Annotated in this window: 20 protein-coding genes and 1 pseudogene; 10 read left to right on the forward strand and 11 right to left on the reverse strand. The window is 64.5% G+C overall.

The window, feature by feature from the left end; genetic code table 11:
• Window positions 1-92: 92 nt before the first annotated feature.
• Window positions 93-497 (reverse strand): GGDEF domain-containing protein, encoded by a 405-nt coding sequence (locus KFB96_RS25370; RefSeq protein WP_213455702.1) that lies wholly within the window; start codon window positions 495-497, stop codon window positions 93-95.
• Between the two features lie 177 nt (window positions 498-674).
• Here KFB96_RS25370 and KFB96_RS25375 point away from each other — a divergent pair, with 177 nt between their 5' ends.
• Window positions 675-1,709: a hypothetical protein gene (locus KFB96_RS25375; protein WP_213501628.1), complete on the forward strand. Its 1,035-nt coding sequence runs from the start codon at window positions 675-677 to the stop codon at window positions 1,707-1,709.
• On the opposite strand, the gene KFB96_RS25380 is transcribed toward KFB96_RS25375, so the two are convergent.
• The 5 genes from KFB96_RS25380 to KFB96_RS25400 all read right to left on the reverse strand — a co-directional run bounded on the left by KFB96_RS25380 (window position 1,706) and on the right by KFB96_RS25400 (window position 5,490).
• A complete protein-coding gene (locus tag KFB96_RS25380) occupies window positions 1,706-2,485 on the reverse strand; it encodes an ABC transporter permease (RefSeq protein WP_213455696.1) in 780 nt (259 codons plus the stop codon). The genes KFB96_RS25375 and KFB96_RS25380 overlap by 4 nt on opposite strands.
• The gene (locus KFB96_RS25385; protein ID WP_213455695.1) at window positions 2,479-3,222 is read right to left on the reverse strand and encodes an ABC transporter ATP-binding protein; all 744 of its coding nucleotides are present in this window, start codon (window positions 3,220-3,222) and stop codon (window positions 2,479-2,481) included. Before KFB96_RS25385 ends, KFB96_RS25380 begins: the two co-directional genes overlap by 7 nt.
• On the reverse strand, window positions 3,219-4,229 hold the full coding sequence (locus KFB96_RS25390; RefSeq protein ID WP_213455693.1) for an ABC transporter substrate-binding protein: 1,011 nt from the start codon (window positions 4,227-4,229) through the stop codon (window positions 3,219-3,221). The genes KFB96_RS25385 and KFB96_RS25390 overlap by 4 nt, the downstream gene beginning before the upstream one ends.
• Before the next feature lie 2 nt (window positions 4,230-4,231).
• Window positions 4,232-4,930: a hypothetical protein gene (locus tag KFB96_RS25395; protein ID WP_213455691.1), complete on the reverse strand. Its 699-nt coding sequence runs from the start codon at window positions 4,928-4,930 to the stop codon at window positions 4,232-4,234.
• Window positions 4,931-5,109: 179 nt separating this feature from the next.
• Entirely contained in the window at window positions 5,110-5,490 is a 381-nt protein-coding gene (locus KFB96_RS25400) for an Mth938-like domain-containing protein (protein WP_213455689.1), read from the reverse strand.
• A 129-nt stretch (window positions 5,491-5,619) separates the two neighbouring features.
• Here KFB96_RS25400 and gltX point away from each other — a divergent pair, with 129 nt between their 5' ends.
• From gltX to KFB96_RS25415, 3 genes are all read left to right on the forward strand, one after another.
• Window positions 5,620-7,041, forward strand: a complete 1,422-nt coding sequence (gene gltX, locus KFB96_RS25405) for a glutamate--tRNA ligase (protein WP_213455687.1) — start codon at window positions 5,620-5,622, stop codon at window positions 7,039-7,041.
• Window positions 7,042-7,154: 113 nt separating this feature from the next.
• A complete protein-coding gene (locus KFB96_RS25410; RefSeq protein WP_213455685.1) occupies window positions 7,155-8,624 on the forward strand; it encodes a glycogen synthase in 1,470 nt (489 codons plus the stop codon).
• 6 nt (window positions 8,625-8,630) lie between these two features.
• Window positions 8,631-10,385, forward strand: a complete 1,755-nt coding sequence (locus tag KFB96_RS25415) for a SufS family cysteine desulfurase (protein ID WP_213465958.1) — start codon at window positions 8,631-8,633, stop codon at window positions 10,383-10,385.
• A 218-nt stretch (window positions 10,386-10,603) separates the two neighbouring features.
• Here KFB96_RS25415 and KFB96_RS25420 read toward each other — a convergent pair.
• Window positions 10,604-10,744: pseudogene (locus tag KFB96_RS25420) on the reverse strand (transposase); the annotation flags it as partial.
• Window positions 10,745-10,923: 179 nt separating this feature from the next.
• On the opposite strand from KFB96_RS25420, the gene KFB96_RS25425 reads away from it, so the two are divergent.
• The 6 genes from KFB96_RS25425 to KFB96_RS25450 all read left to right on the forward strand — a co-directional run bounded on the left by KFB96_RS25425 (window position 10,924) and on the right by KFB96_RS25450 (window position 14,833).
• Window positions 10,924-11,298: a PilZ domain-containing protein gene (locus KFB96_RS25425; RefSeq protein WP_213455683.1), complete on the forward strand. Its 375-nt coding sequence runs from the start codon at window positions 10,924-10,926 to the stop codon at window positions 11,296-11,298.
• Window positions 11,299-11,362: 64 nt separating this feature from the next.
• On the forward strand, window positions 11,363-12,064 hold the full coding sequence (gene queC / locus KFB96_RS25430) for a 7-cyano-7-deazaguanine synthase QueC (protein WP_213455681.1): 702 nt from the start codon (window positions 11,363-11,365) through the stop codon (window positions 12,062-12,064).
• Window positions 12,061-13,155, forward strand: a complete 1,095-nt coding sequence (locus KFB96_RS25435; RefSeq protein WP_213455679.1) for a 6-carboxytetrahydropterin synthase — start codon at window positions 12,061-12,063, stop codon at window positions 13,153-13,155. The genes queC and KFB96_RS25435 overlap by 4 nt, the downstream gene beginning before the upstream one ends.
• Window positions 13,152-13,793 (forward strand): 7-carboxy-7-deazaguanine synthase, encoded by a 642-nt coding sequence (gene queE / locus KFB96_RS25440; protein ID WP_213455677.1) that lies wholly within the window; start codon window positions 13,152-13,154, stop codon window positions 13,791-13,793. Before KFB96_RS25435 ends, queE begins: the two co-directional genes overlap by 4 nt.
• Window positions 13,794-13,874: 81 nt before the next feature.
• Window positions 13,875-14,579 carry a glycosyltransferase gene (locus KFB96_RS25445; protein ID WP_213455675.1) on the forward strand — a complete coding sequence of 235 codons (705 nt, stop codon included), beginning with the start codon at window positions 13,875-13,877 and terminating at the stop codon, window positions 14,577-14,579.
• Window positions 14,576-14,833, forward strand: a complete 258-nt coding sequence (locus KFB96_RS25450; RefSeq protein WP_213455673.1) for a hypothetical protein — start codon at window positions 14,576-14,578, stop codon at window positions 14,831-14,833. Before KFB96_RS25445 ends, KFB96_RS25450 begins: the two co-directional genes overlap by 4 nt.
• Before the next feature lie 444 nt (window positions 14,834-15,277).
• Here KFB96_RS25450 and KFB96_RS25455 read toward each other — a convergent pair whose 3' ends face one another.
• From KFB96_RS25455 to KFB96_RS25470, 4 genes are all read right to left on the reverse strand, one after another.
• Complete coding sequence (locus KFB96_RS25455; RefSeq protein WP_213455671.1) at window positions 15,278-17,059, reverse strand: EAL domain-containing protein; 1,782 nt, start codon at window positions 17,057-17,059, stop codon at window positions 15,278-15,280.
• A 110-nt stretch (window positions 17,060-17,169) separates the two neighbouring features.
• Window positions 17,170-21,021 carry a PAS domain-containing protein gene (locus tag KFB96_RS25460; RefSeq protein WP_213455669.1) on the reverse strand — a complete coding sequence of 1,284 codons (3,852 nt, stop codon included), beginning with the start codon at window positions 21,019-21,021 and terminating at the stop codon, window positions 17,170-17,172.
• A 781-nt stretch (window positions 21,022-21,802) separates the two neighbouring features.
• On the reverse strand, window positions 21,803-24,436 hold the full coding sequence (locus KFB96_RS25465) for an ATP-binding protein (protein WP_213455667.1): 2,634 nt from the start codon (window positions 24,434-24,436) through the stop codon (window positions 21,803-21,805).
• Between the two features lie 567 nt (window positions 24,437-25,003).
• Window positions 25,004-26,209 (reverse strand): DNA cytosine methyltransferase, encoded by a 1,206-nt coding sequence (locus KFB96_RS25470; RefSeq protein WP_213455665.1) that lies wholly within the window; start codon window positions 26,207-26,209, stop codon window positions 25,004-25,006.
• Window positions 26,210-26,255 lie beyond the last annotated feature (46 nt).

Genomic DNA, 26,255 nt, shown 5'->3' on the forward strand with positions numbered 1-26,255 from the left:
TAAACACTTATCGTATATAATATGGGCACTTCGATAAGTATAGCAAAATCAGTCAGCTAGCCGAAGGTAACAAAGTAGTATTAGGTTTTTTATTATTCGCCACAGGGGTTCAGAGCATTCTCTATAGACGCGGCCTGAGTGTCAATGACAATCCGGTTTCGGCCCTCGTCTTTCGCACGATACAGAGCAGCGTCCGCCCGGCAGCAAAAGTGATCAAATGTTTCATCCGGTTGATATTCCGCTACACCTATGCTCACCGTGAGCGTGATCTTATTTTCAAAGGGAATCTCCCGCACGGTTTCGCGGATTTTTTCTGCGAGAAGCAATGCCTGATGGATGTCGGAATCCACGGCAAGAATAACAAATTCTTCTCCTCCCCATCGAGCCAGACTGTCCGTTCGTCGAATCGCATTTTGCAGTTTGCCTGCCACTGTGGATAGTATAATATCTCCCACATTATGGCCGTATTGATCGTTGATCCGTTTGGCCTTGATCATCGGTTGGTCCAAAACGGAGTGTTTCGGTAGGCGATCAAGCGCCATGAAGGAGTGGCAGGAGCGCCGGGTAGGCGTACCCTTGGAAGTGCAAACTGACCGAGGGAGATGCCGTTGTCCGATGCCCCTGCCTGCGTTGACTCCAGTGCAGATCGACGCCCCACGCCAATCCATGATCGCTTGGATCGCGCCAATCATCTGCATGCGGTGGCGCAAGCCCGGCAGGATGGGCAGAGTCAACGCGCGGCGGTCAGCGGCGCCGGCGTGGCGCGCAGCACCCTGCGTCACTGGAACGCGCCCCCTGCGATCGCGGCACCGGCGGCGCTGGCGGCCTTCGTCGAGACGCCCGAGGGCGTGGTGTGGCTGCGCCGGATCCTGGTTGCCGCACACTGGAGCATCGGCGAGCAGGGCGGCGCGGGCGTGCGCGTGGTCTGCGACTTTCTCGAGCGCAGTGGACTGTCGGCGTTCATCGGCGCCTCCTACGGCGCGCAGCAGGCCTTCCAGACCGACTTGGAGGAGCAGATCGTCACCGCTGCCACCGAACTGCGCGGGACGCTGGCTCAAGCCATGCCCCATCGCACACTGAGCATCGCCGAAGATGAGACGTGGAAAGACGGCATGCGTTTGGTGGGCAGCGATGCGGTCTCGAACTTCATCCTGCTCGAGCACAGGAGCGATGCGCGCTCGGCGGCGGCCTGGACGCAGGCGCTCGAGGATGCGCTCGAGGGGCTGAATGTCACCGTAGTGCAAGGCACCGGCGATGAGGCCAAGGGGTTGTTGGCGCATGTCGAGCGTGATCTGGACGCACACCATTCCACGGACCTGTTCCATCTGCAGCATGCGGTGAGCCAGGCGATGAGTCTGTCGCTGAAGCGCGCCGAGCAGCAGGCCGAGACGGCGGAGGCCGAGGCGAAGGCGCGCTGGCAAGAGGAATGCGCCGCCGAGCAGGCTTATCATCGGCGCCGCCACGGCCCGGGACGCCCGCCGGCGTTCGCCGCGCGCATCGACGAGGCGCCGAGCGCCTCCGTCCAAGCCAGCCTCGCGCGCGAGCAGGCCCACGCGCACCGCGCCGAGCCGCGTCATCGACTCCGGGCACTGCGTGCGCAGCGTCTCGCCCCGCTGCAGCAGCCCTCGCACCCGATCCAGTCGCTGGATCTGCAGACCCGTCACCATCATTGGATTCGGTGTTTGACTTGTTTCCGACACGTGACTTAGGCCCGCCGATCCCCGTGCCAGCGATGCAGGAGCAGCCATTCCACGAAGCTCAGGATCGCGTAGAGGATGACGCCCATGAGTGCGAGTAAGAGCAGGGCGGCGAACATCTTGGCGATCTGCAGCCGATTGCCGGCCTCGAGGATGCGCCAGGCGAGCCCGTTGGTGTTGCCGGAGGCGGCGGCGAACTCGGCGACCACCGCACCGACCAGGGCGAGTCCGCCGGCGGTCTTGATGCCGGCGAGGAGATAGGGCAGGGAGGAGGGGACCATGAGCCGGATGAAGGTCTGCCGGAAATCCGCGCGATAGAGCCTGAAGAGGTCGCGCAGATTGGGGTCGACCGCCTTGAGACCTGCGGTCGCGCTTGCCAGGACCGGGAAGAAGGCGGCGATCCAGGCGAGGATCAGCACGGCGAGCCAGGCGTTGTCGAGCCCGACCCAGACGATGATCAAGGGGGCGATGGCGATGATCGGCGTGACCTGCAGGATCACGGCGTAGGGCGAGAGTGCGGCCTCCGCGATACGGCTGGAGGCGAAGAGCGCCGCGAGCGCCGTGCCCGAGACCACTGCCAGCGTGAAGGCCGCCAAGGTCGTACCCAAGGTGGTCCAGGCCGAGCCGAGCAGAGAGGCCCCGTCGGTCGCGAAGACCGCCAGGATGGCGCTCGGCGGCGGCAGGATGAAGGGTTTGATCTCCCAATAGACGACTGACCACTCCCAAAACCGGATCACACCCAGGAAGAGCGCGATCGGCAGGATGATCCGCAGGCCCCGCATCAGCATGTCGAAACCCCCTCCAGCACATCGAGGATGTCGCGCGCGGTCGTGTTGAAGGCGGCGGAGGTTCGGTAGCCGGGCTCGCGCGGGTAGGGCGCGGGGTTCTCGATGTCGGCGACCAGACGTCCCGGACGCCCGCTGAGGATCAGGATGCGTCGCGACAGATACACGGCCTCGAAGACCGAGTGCGTGACGAAGACCCCGGTGAATCCGCGCTCGCCCCAGAGGTGCAGCAGGTCGTCGTTGAGCTTGCCGCGGGTGAATTCGTCGAGCGCCGCGAAGGGCTCGTCCATCAAGAGCACATCGGGGTCGGCGACCAGCGCGCGTGCGATGGAGACACGCATGCGCATCCCGCCCGAGAGCTCGCGGGGCAGGGCATCGGCAAAACCCGCGAGGCCCACCTTCTCCAGCGCGGCACAGGCCCGCTCGCGCGCTTCGTTCTTGGCCATGCCGGCGAGCTCGAGCGGAAGGGCGACGTTCTTGGCCGCACTTGCCCAGGCCATGAGGGTCGGTTCCTGGAAGATGAAGCCGAGCGAGCCGCGTGACTGCGGCCAGTCCACACGCCCCCGTGTGGGCTCCTCCAGGCCGGCGATGAGCCTCAGGACCGTGCTCTTGCCGCATCCGGAGGGGCCGAGCAGAGAGACGAAGGCACCTGCTTCGATCTCGGCGCTCAGCTCCCCGAGTGCGGCGGTGCCGTTGGGGAAGGTCTTGGTCAGTCGATCCAGGCGCAGGCCGCTGCTCACGGATTTGGCGGGAGGGTCGGCGGGAGGGTCGGCGGGAGGAAGTCGAGTGAATAGGCGCGCCGCCAATCCAGGTTCTCCGGATACACCCCGTCGGCGGACATGGTCTCGAAGAAGGCCTGCCAGCGCGCCTCGGTCATGACGCCGATCCCGGCGGTTTCGGCATCGCCGGCGGTGGCGAGCCGGTAGCGGTTCATCTCGGCGATGGCGTGCAGCAGCACATCATCGCTCATCTCCGGATTGGCGGCCTTGATCAGGGTGTTGCCGGGCGTGGGGTCGCCGGTGAGATAGTCCTTCCAGCCGGCGATGGAGGCCGCGACGAAGGCCCGGACCTGTTGCGGGTCGCTGCGGATGCGCTCGTCGGAGGCCAGGATCAGGGTCCCGTAGGAGGGGTAATCCTCGTCGGCGAGGAGAAAGACCTGCGGCGCGATGCCGCTTGCCTTCGCGATCTCGTAGGGCTCGCTGGTGACATAGCCCTGTTGGATCGCACCGGGATCGACGAGGAAGGGCGCGAGGTTGTAGGTGTACTTGCGGATCTGCCGATCCGTGAATCCGAATTTGGCCTTCAGCCAGATCCAATGGCTGCCCACGCCGGCGTCCGAGATCATGATGGGCTTGCCCTTCATGTCGGCAATGGATCGGATGTCCTCGCGCGGATGCGTGATCAGGACCTGCGGGTCTTTCTGGAAGATAGCCGCGACGGCGCTCGCCGGGATCCCGGCCGCGACGATGTTGAGCGGGATAAAGCTGTTGGAGCCGATCCCGAAATCGGCCTGGTTGGAGCCCAGCAAGAGCGGGACATTCACCGAGGGGCCGCCCTGAAGGATCTCCACATCGAGACCCTGCTCGGCGTAGAGCCCGAGCGCCTTGGCCTGGTAGAAGCCGCCCTGCGGGGCCTGCGCCTTCCAGTCGGTGACAAAACGGATCTTGGTCGGCTCGGCGGCCGACGTCGCTCCGGCGACCGCGAAGCCCGCCAAGGCCAAGGCGACGAGAAGAGGGTGCTTCGACATGCTCAGGTCTCCGGCGGCGTCTCCTCCCCGGGGACGGCATCCTGAAGGGGGCTCAGGAGCCGGTCGAAGTCGGCCGGGTTGACGTATTGAATGATGACGGTCCCGTTGGGGCTGCGGCTGATGTCCATTCCGCGTTCGGGGTAGAGCCAATGGACGATGTCGGTCTCGGGCTCGGTCAGGAGCAGATCGGGTGTGCCGAAGCGTTGCTCGATCAGCTCGTTGTCCAGTCTGGCCTTCGGAAGATAGCTGATGGATCGGATGGGACGGGACGATAGGGTCTCGACATCGGTCGGGTCGAGCTTGATCTTGCGGCTGCCGCTGCCGACCTGGCTGATCCGCAGACCGCGCTCGTACATGGGGGCGAGGGTGGCCTGATCGACATCGAGCGTGATCACGAAGTCCGCGCGCAGGCGCTGCAGATGGATCTGGTCGAAGAATGCCTCCACACCGTAGGGCTCGGCCTGTGTCGGGTCTTGGAAGAGATTGACCTTACCGTCCTCGCCGAACAGCGCGCGCACCTGCGTCAGCGTGGTCTCCCCGATCGTGAAGCCGAAGACCTGCGTGCGCCCGGCGACGTCTTGCGCGACGCGCCAAGGCAAGCGGTCCGGGCCGTCTTCGATGGACGCGGGCATGAGGAGAAGAGCGCCCAAGAAGCCGAGGATGGCGACGCCGAGGACGGAGAGAATGATCTGTCGATCCATGGGGTAGAGTGCTCCTGATGATGCGATAAGGATCGAGCGAGCGGTGGGCCGACACGCGGCCGTTAGGATTCCGACCCGAAAGACCGAATAAAAGACCTGAACCGCGTCGACTCCAAGTCGCGTGGTTCAAGCCGAACGCGAAGCATCGATGAAACAGCATCAATCACGCCTGACGCGGTTCAGCGCCAGGGCAACAGGCCCGCGACGACGCGCCGCCCTTCCGACATCAAGATGTTGTAGGTCCGGCAGGCGGCACCCGTATCCATGACCTCGAAACCGACCCCTCGCCCGATCACGGCAAAGTAAAGCGCCGGGTCGGGAAAGACCTGAGTCTCCCCGGTCCCCAGCACGATGACCTGGGTCTCGGGCTCGATCGCGATCAGCGCATCCAAGTGCTCGACCGTCAGATCGGCCGGGTGGGCCGGACCCCAGCCCTCTTCGACCCGGTTCGGTGTCACGATCAGCCCTCGGGTAAAGCGTCGACCCCCGATCAGGATGCCGTCGTTCCCGTAGGCGTCGATCAGTGGGCCGCTGCTGCCGTCTGCTTCGGAGAATCTCATGGCGCGAACATAACCGAAGGGTGCTTGATTGAACAAGTCGAGGGAAGAAGCCGAGCGAACAAGCGGGCAGGTCGAAGGGGCTCTGTTAGAATCGCCGCCACGCGTCCCCTACAACCGATCCGGAAGCCCATGACCGTCCGTACCCGATTCGCCCCGTCCCCCACCGGTTATCTGCACGTCGGAGGCGCCCGCACGGCGCTTTTCAGCTATCTCTTCGCGCGTAAGCACGGCGGGCAGTTCGTGCTGCGGATCGAGGATACGGACCTGGAGCGCTCGACGGCCGAGTCCGTGAACGCCATCCTCGAGGGCATGACCTGGCTCGGCCTGGACTACGACGAAGGGCCCTTCTACCAGACCCAGCGCTTCGAGCGTTACAACGCCGTGATCGAGGAGCTGCTGGTCAAGGGGCTGGCCTATCGCTGCGTCTGCTCGAAGGAGCGCTTGGAGTCACTGCGCGAGGACCAGATGGTGCAGCGGCTCAAACCGCGCTACGACGGCCATTGTCGCGGCCACGAGATCGATCCGAACGAGCCGCACGTCATCCGCTTCAAGAATCCGGCCGACGGCGTCGTGGTCGTCGACGACATGATTCGCGGGCGGGTCGTCTTCGCCAACGCCGAGCTGGACGACCTGATCATTCGGCGCAGCGACGGTGCGCCGACCTACAACCTGAGCGTGGTGGTGGACGACGCGGATATGGGCATCACCCATGTCATCCGCGGCGACGATCATCTGAACAACACGCCGCGCCAGATCAACATCCTGCGTGCGCTCGGCCATGAGCCGCCGCGCTACGCCCATGTGCCCATGATCCTCGGCGACGACGGGGCGCGTCTGTCCAAGCGTCACGGTGCGGTGAGCGTCATCGCCTATCGCGATCAGGGCTATTTGCCCGAGGCCCTGCTCAACTATTTGGTGCGCCTGGGGTGGTCGCACGGCGATCAGGAGCTCTTCTCCGTCGAGGAGATGATCCGCCTCTTCGAGATCGGGGACGTCAACAAGGCGGCTTCCTCCTTCAACACCGAGAAGCTCGATTGGCTCAACCAGCAGTACCTGCATCACGCCGATGCGGCGCGGATCGCCCGCCTGCTCAGCCCGCATATGGGACGGCTCGACATCGACCCCGCGACCGGCCCGGATCTGGTCGAGGTGGTCTCGGTCCAGGCCGCACGTGCGAAGACCTTGACCGAGCTGGCCGAGATCAGCGCCTTCTTCTATCGCGACTTCGATGCCTTCGATGACGCGTCCGCCAAGAAGCATCTGCGTTTGGTGGCGCGCGAGGGGTTGGAGCGTCTGCGTGCGGCCTTCGAGATGATGGCCTACGAGGATTGGACGCTGGAGGGACTCAAGCACGTCGTCGAAGGCGTCGCCGAGGAGCTGGGAACCAACATGGGCAAGGTCGCCCAGCCCTTGCGCGTGGCGATCGTCGGTCGCGCCGCCTCGCCGGGTATCGACGAGACCCTGCGCCTGGTCGGCAAGGATGCGACGCTGCGTCGCATCGACAAGGCGTTGGCCTACATCGCTGCGCGCGGCGGGAACGAGTCGTCGTAAGACCCGCGTAGGAGAGTCATCGGGATCACCCCGCATGCGGGGTGATCCCGCGCGTGGGCGGGTCGAGGGTTTCGGCGTCCCCGCCATCAAAAAGCCAATCGGGAATCTAAGGTATGTATATTGCCATGGTCAGCGCCGAGTGTGCGCCGATCGCGAAGGCAGGCGGGCTCGGTGATGTCGTGCACGGGCTCTCGCGCGAGCTTCTCGCGCTCGGGCAAGAAGTCGAGGTCTTTTTGCCGGGGTACGATTCGCTGCGCCACGATCTGATCGAAGGGCGCCGCGAGGTCTGCCGGGAGCTGCGCGTCCCCTATTTCGATCGGTGGATCGACTGTCGCGTCGACTCGGGCGAGGTCGACGGGGTGACCTGCTTCTTTATCGAGTCCGACTCGCCCCATCGATTTTTTCAGCGCGGGCGCATCTACGGCGAGGCGGACGATGCGGATCGCTTCGCGTTCTTCTGTCGGGCCGTGCTGGAATTCATGCTGATCTCGGGCAGGCGCCCGGACGTCATCCATTGTCACGATTGGCAAACCGCGCTGGTGCCCGTCCTCTTGTTCGAGATGTACCAGCGCCTCGGACTGACCGACGTGCGCGTCTGCTACAGCCTGCACAACCTCGGTTACCAGGGTGTCGTCGGCGAATCCATCCTGCGGCAGGTCGGCCTGGATCCGGCCCGTCTCATGACGCCGGACCGTCTCCAGGATCCTGCCGATCCGCGCGCCGTGAATCTGATGAAGGGCGGGATCGTCTTTTCCAACTTCGTGAACACCGTCTCGCCACGCTATGCCTGGGAGATCCAGAACACCGAGCAGGGGATGGGGCTTCAGGGCGTTCTGAAGACCCACGACGGTAAGTTCGGAGGTGTGCTGAACGGCATCGACGATGCGGTCTGGAACCCCACGACCGATCGGCACATCCCGGGGCCCTTCGATGCCGACCGGCTCGACGACAAGGAGGTCAATCGCCGGGCCTTGCGGGATTATTTGGGTCTCGTTCAGGACGAGAAGCCCATCGTGGCCGTCGTGAGCCGGCTCGACTATCAAAAAGGCGTGCATCTCCTGCGGTTCGGCATCGCGCACGCGTGCGCGCTCGACTGCCAGCTCGCGCTCCTCGGGGCCGCACTCGATCCGGTGGTCGCCGAGCAGTTCCGGCGTCTCCAGGAGGACACCGAGGAACACCCGGATTGTCGCCTGGTCCTTGCGTATGACGAGGAGTTGTCCCATCTCATCTATGCAGGCGCGGACATGATCCTCATCCCGAGCATCTACGAGCCCTGCGGTTTGACCCAGATGATCGCGATGAAATACGGCGTTGTCCCGATCGCGCGGCGTGTCGGGGGGCTTGCCGATACGGTCTTCGATGCCAACTACTCGGATCGTCCCTTCGAGGAGCGCAACGGCTATCTCTTCGACGACCTGACCGAGTCCGCCTTGGCCGCCGCCATGCAGCGCGCGATCGATCTGTGGCGCAACCACCCCGCGTATTTTCGCCAGCTGCAGATCAACGGGATGCGTGTCGACCGCTCATGGGGCCGGCCGGCACGCCAGTACCTGGACATCTATGGCCACATCCGAGTGCATTGAACCGAGATGACCCCGCGACTCTCCCCGACCCCAGCACCCTCCGTGCCCTTGGACCTGGCGGCCCTGCGCGCCCAGTTTCCGATCCTCGCAACCCGCGTGCACGACCAGCCGTTGGCCTACCTGGACAACGCCGCGAGCACCCAGCAGCCGCTCCAGGTCATCCAGGCGGTCAGCGACTATCATCAGCAATACCACGCCAACATCCATCGCGGGGTCTACCAGCTCTCGCGCAATGCCACGCGGATGCACGACTACGCGCGCGAGATGGTCGCGCACTTCCTGCACGCCGCCGAGCCCGTCGAGTGTCTCTTCACGCGCGGGACGACCGAGTCCATCAATCTGGTCGCCGCCTCCTGGGGTCGGGCCAACCTGCAGCCCGGCGACGAGATCATCCTGTCCCGCTTGGAGCATCATTCCAACATCGTGCCCTGGCAGATGGCCTGCGAGACCACGGGTGCGCGCATCCGGGTCATCCCGATCGACGATGCCGGCGAGCTCGACATGGACGCCTACCGTCGCCTGCTCTCCTCGCGCACCCGGCTGGTCGCGGTCAACCACGTCTCCAACGCACTCGGCACCGTCAATCCGGTCAAGACGATCATCGACGAGGCCCATGCCGCAGGGGCTCTGGCCCTGATCGACGGCGCCCAGTGGGTCGCCCACGGGGCGACCGACGTCCAGGCCCTGGATGCCGATTTTTACGCCTTCTCCGGACACAAGCTCTACGGGCCGACCGGCATGGGCGTGCTCTACGGAAAACGCGGTCTGCTCGAGGCGATGCCGCCGTACCAGGGCGGCGGGGACATGATCGAGCAGGTCACCTTCGAGAAGACGACCTACGCGCAGCTTCCGAACAAGTTCGAGGCCGGCACGCCGCATATCGCCGGTGCGGTCGGTCTGGCCGCGGCCATCGAGTGGATTGAAGGGGTCGGGTTCGAGCGGATCGGGGCGCACGAGCAGCGTCTCCTGCGGTTGGCCACCGAGCGCCTGTCCGTGATTCCCGGTCTCGAGATCAAGGGCACCGCACCGCACAAGGCCGCCGTGGTCTCCTGGGTCATGGTCGATCCGCCGATCGGCACGCTGGATATCGGCATGCAGCTCGATCTGCGCGGCATCTGTATCCGCACCGGCCATCATTGCTGCCAGCCGCTGATGGATCGGCTGGGCATCGCCTCGACCGCGCGCGCCTCCTTCGGTGTCTACAACACCGAGGCCGAGGTCGAGCGGCTCGCCGCTGCGCTCGCCGAGATCGTCGCGGGTGCCCGCGAGACCTCCGCCAGGACGGCGTCGTACGACATGGCGGCTGAAGAGGTCCTCTATCCGACAGCCGCAGCCGATTCGCCCGAGTCGGCCGCGGAGGAGATCGCCGAGATCTTCGAGCTTCTACCCGATTGGCCGATGCGCCATCAACAGATCATGGATCTCGGCGAGCGCCTCACGCCCATGCCGGATGCCTTGAAGACCCCGGAGACCTTCGTCCCCGGCTGCCAGAGTCGCGTCCACCTCTCGGCCCGTGTGCGTCCCGGCTCGCCCGACGTCATCGAGTTCCTCGCCGACAGCGATGCCAACATCGTCCGCGGCCTCATTGCCCTCCTGCAGCAGCTCTACTCCGGCCAACCGGCCGGCGCCATCCTCGCCTTCGATGCGCAAGCCTTCTTCAGCCGTTTGGGCCTCGACGAGCACCTGAGCATGACCCGCCGCAACGGTTTGGTCGCCATGGTCGAGCGCATGCGGCAGATCGCGGCCGGGTTGGCAAGGTAGCTTCCAGCCGCCAGCCGCCACCTGTCGTGCCGTTGTGCCGAGCCGTGCGAGGCACAACCAACTTCAATGATATGGCGCTTTCGGCCTTTCACGAGTTTACCCCCATCAAAATCATCAGTCGCTCGTGACACCCGCTCTGCGGTGTCACGCATGCCCCGTGGCGCTCTGCGCCACGTGCCACGATGGCCGGAATTACGCGCAAGGCCGCTGACGAGCTTTTTAGGCAGATACCGCCACGGATATCCGGTTTTATTCAGATAGAATATCGCCTTCAATATTTCGCGAAGATCCGATGTTCGTCGGCGCCCCGTCTTATAAGTCTCAAGTTCTTCGAAGATGGATTGAAGTATTTCCCACACCGGTCTGATCCGGTGCGAGCTGCTGCACGCTTGGTCGACAGCCCCCGAGACGAGCGCTATCCTTACCCCGTTGCTGTGTTTATAGGATGCGGGTTCGGCAGCACGGATCGGTTTCCGGATGACCGGCCGGAGGTTCCCCCCATCCGGCGTTTCGATCAATCAGGCGGTTTGAGGTATCTATGGCGATCAGCGACGCGGATGCGGATCGAAGGAGCTACGAGCGGGTGTCCTGGGACTGCCACGCTCGCCTCGTGCAACTTGGCTCGGATGCGCACGGCGGTGTCCCGGGGATGCACGCGGTGCTCGGGCGCAACATCAGCGAGGGTGGACTCCAGGTGTGGGCCGACCGAATGTTCGCCGTGCGTTCTCGACTGTTGGTCGAGATGGAGGCACCGGAGATCCCGGAAGGCATTCAAGCCGTCGGCTCCGTGGTCTGGGTGTCGCCGAGCACCGGCGAGGAGTGCTGGCTGCTCGGGATCGAGTTTTCCGATGTCGGCGACACTGCACTGGCGCGAATCCGCTCGCTGGTCCAGCCGACGGGCGAATGGAATTGAGCCTCGAGCGCCGGCTGAGGCCCGGCCCGATGCGCCCTGCCGCCATCCTCCGCTGTCCAAAACCATGACACCTGCAGTCGTCCTTTTGAGCGGGGGCTTGGACTCCGCAACCGCATCGGCCATCGCGACATCCGAAGGATTCGCTGTCCATGCATTGTCGTTTCGGTACGGCCAGCGCCACGGCATCGAGCTCGAGTCCGCCGCCCGCGTCGCCGAGGCGCTCGGGGTCGTGGAGCATGCGATCGTCGAGATCGATCTGCGGCGTTTCGGCGGATCGGCGCTCACGGCAGACATCCCGGTGCCTAAGGGACGTTCCGCCGGGACGATCGGCGAGGGGATTCCGGTGACCTATGTCCCGGCACGCAACACCGTCTTTCTGTCCTTCGCGCTCGCGTGGGCGGAAACCCTCGGGTCCGAGGACATCTTCATCGGCGTGAACGTGCAGGATTACTCCGGGTATCCCGACTGCCGACCCGCCTTCATCGAGGCATTCGAGCAGATGGCCAATCTGGCGACCGCAGCCGGGGTCGAAGGGCGCCAAAGGCTCCGGATCCACGCACCTCTGATGCAGATGACCAAGGCCGAGATCATCGCCCGAGGTCTTTCGCTCGGTGTCGATTACGGTCTGACCAGCAGCTGCTACGATCCCGGAACGGACGGCCGTCCCTGTGGTCTCTGTGACTCCTGCCTGCTTCGCGCCAAGGGCTTCGCGGATGCAGGCTGCCCGGATCCGCTCAGCCTTCGTTTCGGTCTCGTTGTCCCATGAGTGAACAGCTGTTTCACGTCGCCGCCGTCCCGTTCGAGGCCGCGCGGCGCGTCTCCATCCTGCCTGCCGGACACCGGTCGCGCCGTTTGCACGGGCACGGCTTCGTCGCCAAGGTGCGCGCGGGGCTTCCGATCGCTTGGGCACCCTTTCCCGGCGGGGAGACGGACGCGCTCGCTCGGGCGCTTTCAGACACGATCGCACCGCTCGATTACAGCGACCTCAACGAACACCTGCCGATCCCGACCGACGAGAATCTCGCGCGCTGGGTGCGGGCGCATCTCGGCGTGCCCGGGGTTGTTTCGGTCGGTATCCAGAGCACCCGCGATCAGGGTGTCGATCTGGACGGCCGCGAGCAGGCGCATGTCTGGCGCCGCTTTCGTTTCGAGGCCGCCCACCGCTTGCCGAGTGTCCCCGAGGGTCACCAGTGCGGGCGCATGCACGGCCACGGGTTCGAGGTGATCCTGCACGCCAATCAGGATCTTGCCGGAAACGACATGGGCATCGACTTCGATCGGCTCGAGGGCATCTGGGCGCCCCTGTACGCCGAGCTCGATCACGCCTGTCTGAACGAGATCCCCGGCCTGGAGAATCCGACCAGCGAGATGCTGGCGCGTTGGATCTGGGACCGACTGCGACCGGTCTTTCCCCAGTTGTCCGTCGTCACGGTCTACGAGACGTCCACCGCCGGTTGTCACTACGACGGCGTGCATTATCGGATCTGGAAGGAGCAACGCTTCGAGAGTGCGCTGGCGCTTGTACAGGCACCCGAGGGCGATCGACGCCGCCGCCTGCACGGCCACAGCTATCTGATGCGCCTGCATCTGACCGCCCCGCTGGACGAGGTGCTCGGCTGGACGATCGACTACGGCGACGTGAAGCGACTGTTCAAGCCGGTCTACGATCGGCTCGACCATCATCGGCTCGACGCGCTCCCGCGCGTGCGCCAGGCGGATCCGGCCAACCTGCTGCTGTGGATTCGCGAGGAGGTCGCCGCCGCGCTCCCGCAATTGGATCGCATCGACCTGCACGAAACCCCGGGCTGCGGCGCCGTTCTCTGCTGGGGAGCGTTGGGGCCGGCGCTTCCGCTATGAGCTACAGCGTCAAGGAGATCTTCTACACGCTGCAGGGCGAGGGCGCGCAGGCGGGACGCGCGGCGGTGTTCTGCCGATTTGCAGGCTGCAACCTCTGGTCCGGACGCGAGCACGATCGCGCGACGGCGACCTGTCGATTCTGCGACACCGATTTTCGCGGGACCGACGGCTTAGGCGGTGGACTGTTCGAAGATCCCGAGACCCTCGCCGAACGGATCCGGGCGACCTGGTCGGAGCATGCCGGTTCGGGCGGTCGGCCCTTCGTCGTGCTGACCGGAGGGGAGCCGCTGCTCCAGCTCGACGGTGCCTTGATCCAGGCACTGCATGTGCTGGGTTTCGAGATTGCCCTCGAGACCAACGGTACGCTGTCTGTCCCGGACGGCGTCGACTGGATCTGCGTCAGCCCGAAGGCCGGCGCCGATCTTCTCCAGCAGCGCGGCGCGGAGCTCAAGCTCGTCTTTCCCCAGCCCGGCCTTTCGCCCGAGGATCTCGAGCACCTCGCGTTCGAGCATTTTTTCCTTCAGCCGATGGACGGCCCGCACCTTCAAGAGCACACGCGCCAAGCGATTGCCTACTGCCAAACCAGGCCGCATTGGCGTCTGAGCATCCAGACCCATAAGCTGCTCGGGTTTCCTTGAGGAGCCCGCGGGTTGATTTCGGCGTCGCGCGGGCCAGATCCCTGCCATGTCCGCGACAGGTGCGCCGCCGCAGTCCATCTTATGCCAAACCTCTCGATCATTATCCCGACCAGGCGCGTCGGTCCTCATCTCGCCCCCTGTCTTCATGCCTGTCGATGCGTGTTCCCGGGCGCCGAGATCATCGTTGTGGTTGCCTGCTCAGGTGCGGATCCAGTTCGGCCCGCCGAGCTGCCGCGTCCGCCGGGTCCGCTCGAAGGTGTGACGCAGGTCCTCTATGCAACCACGGGGCGCGGCCCGCAATGCAATGCCGGGGCCCGCGCGGCGGCGGGCGAGCTTCTGCTCTTCCTGCATGACGACAGCATCCTGCCCCGGCAGGCCGCCGTCCTGACGAAATCCGCCTTCGCCGAGGACGATGCCGAGCTGGCCTGCTTTCGTTTGCGCTTCGACGATGCCCATTGGCTGCTCGGCCTTTACGGCTGGTTTTCGCGGTTCGACTCGCTCCTCACCAGCTTCGGAGACCAGGGGATCCTGATCCGGCGACGCTTCTTCGACCAACTCGGTGGATTTCCGGATTGGCCCTTGTTCGAGGATGTCGAGCTGCTGCGCCGCGCCCGCCGCCGCGCGCGTGTTCTGAAACTTCCGGGTGAGGTGACGACCTCCGCCGTGCGCTTTCGTCGCAATGGCGTGGTCCGCCAGCAGCTCATGAACGCGGGCCTCATCATGCGATACCTGCTCGGCGTAGCCCCGACGCGACTCGCCGAGCTCTACGAGCGAGGTCACCGATGAGCATGGACCGGCTCCTCGGGAGCTTCCGACTGCGCGACGATTCATCCATCGACGCGGAGTGCGAGTTCCTGCACCGCGACGAGCTTCACCGTCGCGAACCGGGCCTCTCGGCCACACTTCCGGCCGTGTTTCGCATCACGGACCAAGGGCTGAAGGTCTGCGTGGATGCGGTGACCCTGAATGCCTGTTCGAGCATTGCGGATTTGAAGGCGGTGATCCGGAGCCGTTGCCTGGAAGAGGCGATGTTCGATTGAGGACTGGATCGCGAGCGCAAGGCGGCTGCGTTATCATCCTCGAGTGTTGTTTCCAAAACTATTTCGTCACGAACTTCTAGAATCGCCCACCTCGCCATCGGCCATCTATCCCACGATGCGACACCGCTGAACGGGTGTTCGCAAGGGCTGAAATCGCCCCGTTGCAATCACTCTCGCTTCCGGCCGAGCTTTTTGTTGGGCCCGGGAGCAGTCACCGGGCGCGAATGAGGCTGCGGCATCGTCTCGTGCTGGAGCTGTCATTGGTTTCGCGGTGGACACTGACCGCAATGTTGTTTCGAGCCGACTCCCGTCTCCCCAAGAGCAGGCTGATCCGGTCGGCCAGAATCGACATGGGTTGTCCTTGGAAGTCGAAACCCGACACCTGCTCGCGGGTGACTTGTTCAGGGTGCAACACGCGTATTTGCAGTGACTTGCAGGCCGGCCCTATTGGGTCAGGTCGGACAACAAGGTGCATCTGCGGTCCAAGAAAAGATGGATCCAATGAGGTGATGGCGGCCAGTCGGCCAGCCACCCGATGACCGCGTCGGCCGACATCGGGTGGGCGATACCGTAACCCTGAGCCAGCTCGCAGCCGAGTTGCAGTAGCCGCTCGCCCTGCTCCGGAGTCTCCGCCCCTTCGGCGATGGTCTGGAGGCGGAAGGCGGTGGCCAGGCCCAAAATGCTTTCGATGATCGCCAGATCATCCGGGTTATTGAGCATATCGGCGACAAAACTCCGGTCGATCTTCAACGCGGTGACCGCCAGTTGTTTCAGATAGGTCAACGAAGAATAGCCGACACCAAAGTTGTCCAGTGCGCAGCTCACCCCGAGCTCGCGGCAGTCCGCAACGACCCGGGAGACATGCGCCAGGTCTCGCATCGCACTGATCTCCCGGATTTCCAGCGCGAGGCTCGCCGGCTTGACCCCGGGATGCATGGCCAGAAGGGCGCGCAGACGCGCGACGAAATCCGACTGCCGCAATTGGCGAGCGCCCACATTGACGCTGACCGGGAGATCGACTCCGTTCGCCTGCCAGACGTCCATCTGGGTCAGCGCGGTTTCGATCACCCATTCGTCGAGCTCGGCCGCCAGCGGGTCATCCTCGATCACCGGCAGGAACTCCTGCGGGAGCAGCAGTCCGCGTTCCGGATGTTGCCAGCGGATCAATGCCTCGGCGCCGATGACATCCCCGCTGCGCAGGCTGACCTTGGGCTGGTAATAGAGCACGAATTCGCGCGCGACCAGGGCGCGGCGGATGCGCTCCGGATTCTCATGCACACGCCGGGTGCGTTGATCCTGATCGGCATTGAAGACGCGATAGCAATTCTTGCCGGCCAGCTTGGCCTGATACATGGCCTGGTCGGCTTGACGCAGCAGTTGATCCGCGTCCACCTCGTCAGGCTGCGGATAGAGGGCGACTCCGAGACTGGCCGAGACCTGAAAGACGAGATCACCCACGGGCATCGGGGCGGCTGCGGCAGCGAGCAGACGGTTGAGCAGCGGCGCAATGGCGTCGCGATACTCCAGATCGATCATCACGGCAACGAACTCATCACCACCGAGACGCGCGATGGTGTCGCCTTCGCGCAAGGCCTGGTTCATGTGGTTGGCCACGGCCACCAACAACTGATCGCCGATGGCATGTCCGTGACGGTCATTGACGTCCTTGAAGCCATCCAGGTCGAGATAGGCCACCGCCAGGTGTCTTCCCCGTCGCTTGGTCTGCGCCATGGCCTGGTGCAGACGATCGGCCAGCAGTCGGCGGTTGGGTAGCCCGGTCAGCGTGTCATAATGGGCGAGGCGTTCAAAGCGCGCTTCGCTGTCGCGCAGTGCCTGCTCGCGCTCGCGCAACTGCAGCTGCAGTCCAACCCGTAGACGCAGCACGGGTGGATTGATCGGTTTGGGAATGAAATCCGCCGCGCCGGCCTCCAGGGCATGAGTCTCACTGTCCGGATCCTGGCTGGCGGTCACGTAGATCACTGGAATGTCCTTCAGGCGCGGGTCGGCCTGAAGCGTCCGGCACAGGGCGTAACCGTCCATCTCCGGCATCATGACATCGAGCAGGATCAGCGCCGGCAACCGATCCGCGGCCAAGCGCTCCAGCGCCTGCGGCCCGGACAAGGCAAACTCGCACCGGCACACGGACTTCAGCGCCCGGGCCATGATCTGGACGCTGGCGGGATCGTCGTCGACGATCAGGATCCGGATGGCGGGGTACGCGGGCATCACTCCGATCTCCTTGCGGATAGACGAGCCGACTGATCGCCGCTCGCAAATTTACACGGCGTCAGCCGCACACAGATGACCATTGTGTCGATCAGTCGACAGAACGCCCGTTACGAGGGACGCGGTTCAGACTGAGCGGTCGGGCGCGCGGGCGCCAGACGCGCCCGGGCCTCGGTAAAGCGCAGTGACTGGATCATCCGAGCCAGCGCCCGGGTTGCGACTTGACCGTCACGCCGCGCCAGGGCCGGTTGCAGTGCCTCGAACAGATCCAATGCCGCCAGATCGTGCTCGGACAAAGCCTCGCGGAGCGCAGTGAGCCCGGCGGCGTCGAGCGGCGCATCGGGGTCGCCATCCGGTACCGGTTCGACGCCTTCCATCCGTGGCGCGAGGGCGGTGAGCAGCGCGGTCAACCGCGCCTCGAAGGTCGCCAGCGCGGGCGCCGGATCCGCACGCGGGTCCGCGAGCGCGGTCTCCAGCGTCAGTGCAGTCTGCGCCAGTTCGAGTGCGCCGATATTCCCGGCGAGGCCGCGCAGGGTATGCAGCCGCCGGGTGGCGGCAATGACCTCGCCGCGCGCCAGATCCTGTCGTGTCTGCTCGGTTGCGTCGGCGAAATCGGCGACAAACCGATGCGCCAGACGCAGGAAGAACGTCCAGTCCTGGTCGAGCAGACGCGCCGCCCGGTGACGATCGATGCCGGGGATGTCGGGAAACGCCGACGGAGTTGGCGACGGCATGCGGACCGGATGCTCGGCCACGGGCGCAACCGCTGGTTGAGGGTTGGTCCAGCGGGCCAGAATCTCGACCAGTTCCTCGAGGTCCACGGGCTTCGCCAGAAAGTCGCTGAACCCGGCCTCATGCGCCTGCTGACGCTGCTCGGCCAGCACGCCAGCGGTGAAGGCGATCACGGGCAACTCGGTCAGGCCAAGTTCCTGGCGGATCGCGCGGGTCGCGGCGAGTCCGTCCAGCACCGGCATCTGGATGTCCATCAGCACCGCATCGACAGCCTGGGGTTGGGCACGCAGCCAGTCCAAGGCCTGCTGGCCATCGGCGACCAGCGTCGCGCGGGCGCCCTCGCGCTGCAGTGCCTGTTCGACCACCTCCCGATTCAGGGGACTGTCATCCACCACCAGACAGCGCATGCCGCTCAGACGTGGTCCGCCCAGCCACGCCTCTGGCACCGCCTCGACCGGCGGCCTCTCCCCCGCGCTGGCCCGCGCGAAGGGCAGTTCGCACCAGAAGGTACTGCCAACCCCGAGGGTGCTGTCGACCCCGAAGGCACCCCCCATCCGCTCTACCAACTGCTTGCAGATGGCCAGCCCCAGCCCGGTACCGCCAAACCGGCGGGTGATGCTTCCATCCGCCTGGTTAAAGGCGGTACCCAGGGTGGCCAGGTTTTCGGGGGCGATCCCGATCCCGGTGTCGTGGATTTCCAGACGCAGACGCACTGTCTGGGTGTCGATGTCCGCTTGGCTGACCTGGATGCGCACCTCGCCGTGCTCGGTGAATTTCACCGCGTTACCGACCAGGTTGATCAGGATCTGTTCCAACCGCAGTGGGTCGCCAACCAGCCATGCAGCGAGATCCTGCGGCATGTCGAGCCGGAAGTCGAGTCCCTTGGCATGGGCCTGCTGACCCAGGAGACTCGCCACTTGAGCCAGTACGGATGCCGGCGCGAAGGGCCGCGCCTCTAGGCGCAGCTGACCGGAGGCAAGCTTGGAGACATCAAGGATCTCATTGACGAGCGCGAGCAGTGATTGACCAGCCACGCGCTGCCGTTGCACCAGGTGGCGTTGCCGCGTGGTCAGTGCTTCGCCCTCCAGCAGTTGCGTCAGCCCCAGCATGGCATTGAGCGGAGTACGGATCTCGTGACTCATGTTGGCCAGGAACTCGGATTTGACCCGGGTCGCCTGTTCGGCCGTCTCACGGGCCTGTTTGAGGTCGGTGATGTCGTAGAAAGTGATCAATAACAGGTCATCGAAGGATAAACCCAGTGCCGATGCCCCGATCAGAAGGGTGCGATCCTGGCCGTTCTTGCAGCGGATCGTCACCTCTGGCAGGGCTGCAAAGCGTCCGCTGTCTTGCCGGGCCTGCTCCAGCCGTTCCTGCCAGGTGTCCATGACCCACTGACGATAGTCAGGATCGGGATAGGCCAGCGGCCACCAGTCCGCCACGGTGGGAATCTCCGCCAGGGTATAGCCGAACAGATCGATAAAGGCCGGGTTCACATAGATAATGGTCTGCTGCGGATCGTTGAGGGCAAAGGGGATCGGCGAGGCGTCGATGATGGCGCGGGCGCGCGCTTCGCTGGCCTGCAACCGCGTCTCGGTCTGCTTGCGTTCGCTGATATCCGTATGCGTGCCAATCGCACGCAGGGGCTGGCCATCGGCACCCCGCTCCATCACCTTCCCGCGGTCGAGGACCCATTTCCAGCTGCCATCCTTACAGCGCAGCCGGTGCTCATTCACATAAACGGGCGTCTTGCCGTCGAGATGGGCCTGCACGTCCGCCAGCGCGCGCGGCAGATCCTCCGGATGAACGCGCTGCTCCCAGGCGTCGAGACGGTTATCGATCTCCTTGTCGCCGTACCCCAGCATCGTCTTCCAGCCGTGGGAATAGAAGACCCGGCCGCTCGGGATCTGCCAGTCCCACACCCCATCGCCCGCGCCCTCCAGCGCGAACTGCCAGCGCCGCTCGCTCGCTTTTAATGCCTTTTCGCCCCGGCGGCGCGCGCTGATGTCGACGTAGGCGATGACCACCCCGTAGTCGGGATGGTCGGTTGGCATGGCGCTGACCGAGAGCCATGTGATGCCTTCGGGCTTGACGATGCCCATCTCCACATCGCGGACCGGACGCTGCTCGACCATGGCACGCACACTGGCATAGGCATCCGCGGGCATTGGCGTGCCGTCCGGGCGGACGATCGACCATTCCGGGCCGGTGTAATGGCGTTGTCGATGCTCATCGCGGGTGATGCCGAGGAGCCTTTCCGATGCCTGGTTGCAATCGACGATCCGGCCTGACCGATCCGTGATGGAGATCCCCACCGTCAGCAGGTCGTAGATGGTGCGCAGCATGCCCTCGGACGCCCCCAAGGCGGCCGTGCGCGCCGCGACCCGCGCCTCCAGATGGGTCCGCTCGGCCTCCAGGGCCGCCCGGGCCGCTTCGGTCTCGGTCGCGTCATGGAGACAGACCACGACGCCCTCGACCCTTCCCCCATCCCAGCAGGGCGAATAGGTGGCCTCGAGAGCGCGTCGCCGGCCATCCGGACCTGGGATCCGAACACTGAAACGCCGTGTCTCACCGTTGAGGGCGGCCTCCAGCTCGGGCGCGATGCGGGCATAGAGAGCCTCACCCACGACCTCACTGACCGGGCAACCTTGCAGCGCCTGTGGCGTGGCCTGGAAGAGTGCGGCATAGGCCGGGTTGACGACCTGGTAGCGTAGGTCGCGGTCGATGAACATCACCATCTCGCGGATGGTCTCGGCGATCTTCTGGAAGCGGTGCAGTTCCAGTTCCGCCCGTTTGCGGGCGGTGATCTCCATGACGCACCCACGCATCCGCCACGGTTGGCCGGTGGCATCGACACTGAACTCACCGAGACCCTGCATCCAATGCAGGCTGCCGTCGGGCCAGATGACCCGAAAGTCGCGGGAGAACCGCTCCCGTGTCGCCATGCAACGCGCGAGTTCCTCGGTGATTCCCGGTGCATCGTCAGGATGCACACGACTCAGGAAGCCGTCATAGGTTCCATCGAATACCCCCGGGGCGAAGCCCCAGAGGCGTTCGTGCTGTGGCGACCAGAGGATCCGGTTGGCGGCGATGTCCCAGGTGTAGGTGCCCAACTGCGCCGCGTCGAGCGCCAGGCGCAGCTGCTCTTCGCTGTCCCGCAACGCCTCGGTCTCTTGGCTCGGGGTGATGTCACCGAGGATGGTTGGTTCGGGACGGTCATCCGTATCGATCACGCATCACCCCTCATGTTGTCCGTCGACTGGCGCATCTTAGGCGATTTCCGGGAAAGTCCGTACCCGACCGAAAGCTCCGGAGTGTCGAGATGCGGACCAGTTCGCCGGCGGCGTTGCCTTTCGCCGTCTGACGGAATCCAACTGGCACCCAGCCTGTGATCCCCGCCGCTTAGATGCCCGAGGAGCGCGTGCGGGCCTGGGGCCGTTCTGGAAAAGCACCACATTCGCCAGTCCTTCGGCCAGGGCGGGAATCGACTCGGCGATGTCGCGTGCGATATCTGCTCAGACCGGTCTCGCGAAGCGCCTCAATGCTATCGTTGCCCGCGCGTTGCAGCAGATTACGCAGCATCACGCCATCTCTGGTATCGCGATCGTAGAGCGCCTCGACTGGCCCCGGATTGCGCGGGATACCGGGGGCGGTGAGGATTTCGCCGGGTCCGAGCATCGGCATTGACTGGCTGCTTGGGGTAACGTACCGCGACACGGCGAGGCCCCACCAGACGTACCACCCATACCTGTTGGGTGCCGTGGTCTAGAAGGGCACGGTTAGCAGACGGCTGGGATGCCAACGACCAAACCAATCGGCACCGCCCTCGCCGATTCGCGGTTCGTAGGGCGCCATGCGCTACGCCATTGCGCCCCCCCACGCCAGTTCATCGAGACACCACTGTAGGTCGGCTCGGAGGGCGGACTGGCCGCCACGCCTAAGGGCAGCAGGCAGCACAGGCTGACCAGAAAGGTCAGCAAGAGGTTTTTCATCGCGATCTCCTTGGCAATAGTTCTACCTGCCCATTGTGGTGGGCGTTCGACCCGACTGCGACAACCATTTCAGCAAAGTGTCATACAACACATCCGTCTCCACCGGTCTGGCGATGTGGTCGTTCATGCCGGCGGCGAGGCAGGTCTGGCGATCCTCGTCGAAGGTGTTGGCCGTCATGGCGAGAATGGGGGTGGTCTGGTTGAGCGAGTCGGCGCGGATTGCTTTCGTTGCATCCACGCCGTTGAGCACCGGCATCTGCATGTCCATCAGGATCAGGGCGTAGCGGGTGCGGCGCGCCAGTTCCAGCGCCTGTCGGCCATCCTCGGCCAGATCGACCACTAGCCCCACATCCACCAGCAGGCCGCGCGAGACTTCCTGGTTGACCGGTTCGTCTTCGGCGAGCAGGACGCGCGTGCCGCGGTGGTCGGCTTGCAGGCGCTGTTCCGCCGTGCCGGCGGCAGTAGGCGGCGCGGGCGGGGCGGCATCCTGGTTGTCGGCCGTCGCCTGGCCCAGCCGCACGGTGAACCAGAAGGTGCTGCCCACTCCCGGGGTGCTCTCGACCCCGAGCTCGCCGCCCATCAGCCGCGCCAGGCGCTGGCTGATCACCAGCCCCAGCCCGGTGCCGCCGTATTTGCGGGTCATGCTGTTGTCGGCCTGTTCGAAGGCGGCGAACAGGCGTCCTTGGGCTTCGGTATCGATGCCGATGCCGGTGTCGGCCACTTCCCAGCGCAGCAGCACGTCGTTCGGGTGGTCCTCGACCAGCCGGGCGCGCACGGTGATCGCGCCCTGCTCGGTGAATTTGAGGGCGTTGCCGGCCAGGTTGAGCAGGACCTGGCCCAGGCGCGTGGGGTCGCCGTTGAAGCGGCGCGCGGGCAGTCCGGGCTGTAGTTGGACCCGGAGTTTCAGGCCCTTTTCCGAGGCTTTGTGGCCGATCAGGCTGACGAGGTTTTCCAGAATCTCGCCGATCCTGAAATCGACGTGTTCGAGTTGCAGCCGCTCGGCTTCGATCTTGGAGATGTCGAGAATGTCGTTGATGACGTGCAGCAGGTTCGCGGAGGCGGTCTTGACCTTGGTGAGCTGGTCGATTTGTTTCGGATCGTCGGCCCGGCGCAGCGCCAGCTCGGTCATGCCCAGAATGGCGTTCATCGGCGTGCGCAGTTCGTGGCTCATGTTGGCCAGGAAGGCGCTCTTGGCCCGGTTGGCGGTTTCGGCGGCGGTCTTGGCTTCGGTCAGTTCCACCGTTCGTTCCAGCACCAGTTCTTCGAGGTGCTGGCGGTGGCGTTTGAGCTCGGTTTCGGTGTGCTTGAGTTCGGTGATGTCGGTAATGGCGCCGATCAGGCCGCCGACGCGCCCGTCGGAAGTCACGAACGAGGCTTTGTGGAAGATCACGTCGCGCTTTTCGCCGCTACATTTATTCACGACCCATTCGTAGGTCTGGACGCCGGGTTGGTCGAACAGGCTGGCGTCCATTTCGTGATAGCGGCGGGCGATTTCCGCCGGGGCCATATCGAACACCGTTTGCCCGACGATTTCGTCGCGCGGCTTTTCGAGTAGTTCTTCGAACTTTCGGTTGCAGCCGAGATAGCGGCCTTGGGTGTCCTTGAAGAAAACCGGCAAGGGCAGGGTGTCGATCAATGACCCCAGAAATGCCGACTGATTCTGGAGACCGAACCAGTAGCGCCAGACCAGGCGGGCGGCTATCACGCTCAAGATAAAGAATGCACCAAGCAAGAGCACGGTATATTTTACTTCTTGATACCAAGGTTCGAGGTAGTCCTGCGGCGCCACGCCGACATTGACGATCATCGGCATGTTCCGGATGCGGCGGAAGGCATACGTTCGCTCGTAGCCATCCGGTGCCAGAGGCGTGTGAAAGATGCCGCTGACGACGCCGGAAGCGAGCATCTCGGCGAACTCCGGGGAAACTTTCTTGTCGCCGATTTCGCCGCCCGGACCTTCGGCCGGCGGATGGCGAGTCACCAGCGCATGATTCTCATGGCGGATCACCGCCGAGCCGTGCGGGCCGAGGTCGAGCTTGGCGAGCTGTTGGGTCAAATGGCTGATCGGTAAGGCGGCGGCGACGACACCGGCAAAGCGTCCGTCAGGCGTGCGGTAGGAACGTGAAAAGACGATGGCCCACGTCTTCTGAATGCGTTCATGGATCGGTTCGGTGGTCAACATGCGCCGGCCGGGAGCGTCCTGGTGTCGCGGGAAGTAATCGCGGTCGGCGAAATTGACGCGCGACTTGCGGTCCACGCCCTTTCCCCAAAGCACATCGCCTTTTGCATCAGTCAGACGGAACGCAGCGGCTTCCGGATGGCGGCGATTGTGGCTTTCCAGCAGTGCCTCGATTTCTTCGTCTCGCCAGTCGCGGTTGCGCTGCATGCGCTCCAGGGAATCGACGATGCTGGCGAGCGCCAGATCAAAGCGGCGCGCCGTGTCAGCCAGATTACCCTCAATCAGCACCGACAGATTGGTCGTCATGTTGCGGACATCGTTCAAAGTCCGCTCACGGGAAGACTGCATGTGCTGGCCCGTCACGGCGAGCAAGATCGCGTTGAGGAGGAGGACGCCGACCACCAGCCAGCCGCGAATACCCATCCCCCCGCTGAGGGGCGGCGCAGGAGTGCGTTTATCTTGCGGCGGAAGCGACATTGCTATTGCTCATTTTTCAGTTTCGCATGCGTGAATTATGCGCGAGTTTCACGGTGGTGATTGACTGGTCAGCACATGACAATGTTGTTCCCCTAGTGAATGACCGCATAAATTCTGACAGGTTTTGATCGGGTGTAGGGTGGATGCGGCGCAAGCGCCTTATCCACCCGACCCAACGAATAAGGTTAGATCGTCCGAGCGTAGCGAGCGACGATGTGTGACCGGCAGGCTAGTCGGCTAGTTGGTGCAAGTCCAACCGTGGCCCTTGGGAGAGGGGAACACGTAGGCGAAGGCAAGGGTGCCCGAAGAAACTCCCCCTGCACCTTGCGGACGAGGGCGATGGCAAGGCCACTGCCGGGGGGGGAACCAACGAGGGATCTGAAAGAAGCCGGAGTCCAAACTCGCCACCTCGCACGGCTCGGCACAACCTACGCCCTTGGCATGAAGGTTTCCGGAGTTCGCCTATACTTGGGCCAAGGTTGTGCTGAATCGAAACCAGAGGTGATGCCGCGATGGTGGAAGAGGTCGACTGCAGGTCGACTATCCCGGGGTTGGCGTTCTCGCGCCTTACTCGATTGACCGGCATTGATGCTCAAGCCGACGCGACGGCGTGCCTTTCGATTCCGATGACCGGTCGCCGCGCATGAAGACGACATGCTCTCCGAGGTCGGCGAGAAACGCCGGAACGAACTTGAGCCGTGATCTCGATGCACGCTCCAAGAAGCCGGAAGCCGCGCGATGGGAGAGCGGCGCCGACTCGCAGGGTGCAAGGAGATCGAGCAAGTGCCGATAGTCTTGGCGCAACGGCCAAGCGCTTGCCTCGAAAACGCGAATCCGCCCGCCTTCGCCGTAGGCCGCGTCCGGCCAGCGATTCAGGCTCCGCACCTCGTGGTCCCGAACGACCACGGAGCCGGGGGAGTGAAGCCGGTCGACCAGCCAGCGCGCGACACCCACGGTGACGGCGTTGCCGACGAGCTTCCAGCGTGGGCCGTTCTTCAGGTTCGTCATGGCCGGGGCCGTCCAACCACGCTCGAATCCTTGCAGCGCCTCGGCGTCTTCGATACCGGGTGTGACGAGTTTTGCCCCCGTGGGCGCGTTCGGGATCCAGATCGCGGGTGGAGACGGAATCCCGACCGTCGATCCGCCCTTCATGGGGGGCACGGCGTCCCGCGCCCATCCGAGCCCGGTCAAACCCTCGGTCCAATAGAAGCCGAAGGCATCTTCCCGGAACACCGATACGTCGGGTTCTTCGGCCTCGTCGGCAAAGAGGACCGTGCGCGGATCATGATGGCGGGAGGCCACTAAGATGACCCGGTGGCGCCTTTGCGGTACGCCCGTAAACCGCGAGTCGACCAAGCGATAGGCCCAGCGAAAGCCGCGCTGCTCAAGCTCCGATACCAGATACGACATGGCGCGGCCGCGATCCAGGACGAGCATGTTCCTGACGTTCTCGAGGACCAACCATTCGACGTCGTGATGCCGAAGCAAGCGGAAGACGTGGGCGACAAGTCCGGATGCCTCGCCCTTGATGCCCGCAGTTCGCCCGGCTTGTGAGAGGTCCGTGCAGGGGAAGCCGGCGGTCACCACTTCGACACCTCGGGGCAGGGCATCGAGAGTACGGACGTCCTCGATCAACGGCACCCCGGGAAAACGCGCCGCCAGGACACTGCGCGAGGCGTCCCAGAAGTCGCAGAGCAGTGCGGTGTGTGCCCCCCGCGCCTGAAAGGGCAGCTCCAACCCGCCGATGCCGCTGAATAAACCGGCAACCGTCATGCGATGTCCTCTGAGATGGCTTGGTCGATCGTTGCCGACGTTGGCC

This window comes from Thiocapsa sp. (assembly GCF_018399035.1).
Classification (GTDB): domain Bacteria; phylum Pseudomonadota; class Gammaproteobacteria; order Chromatiales; family Chromatiaceae; genus Thiocapsa.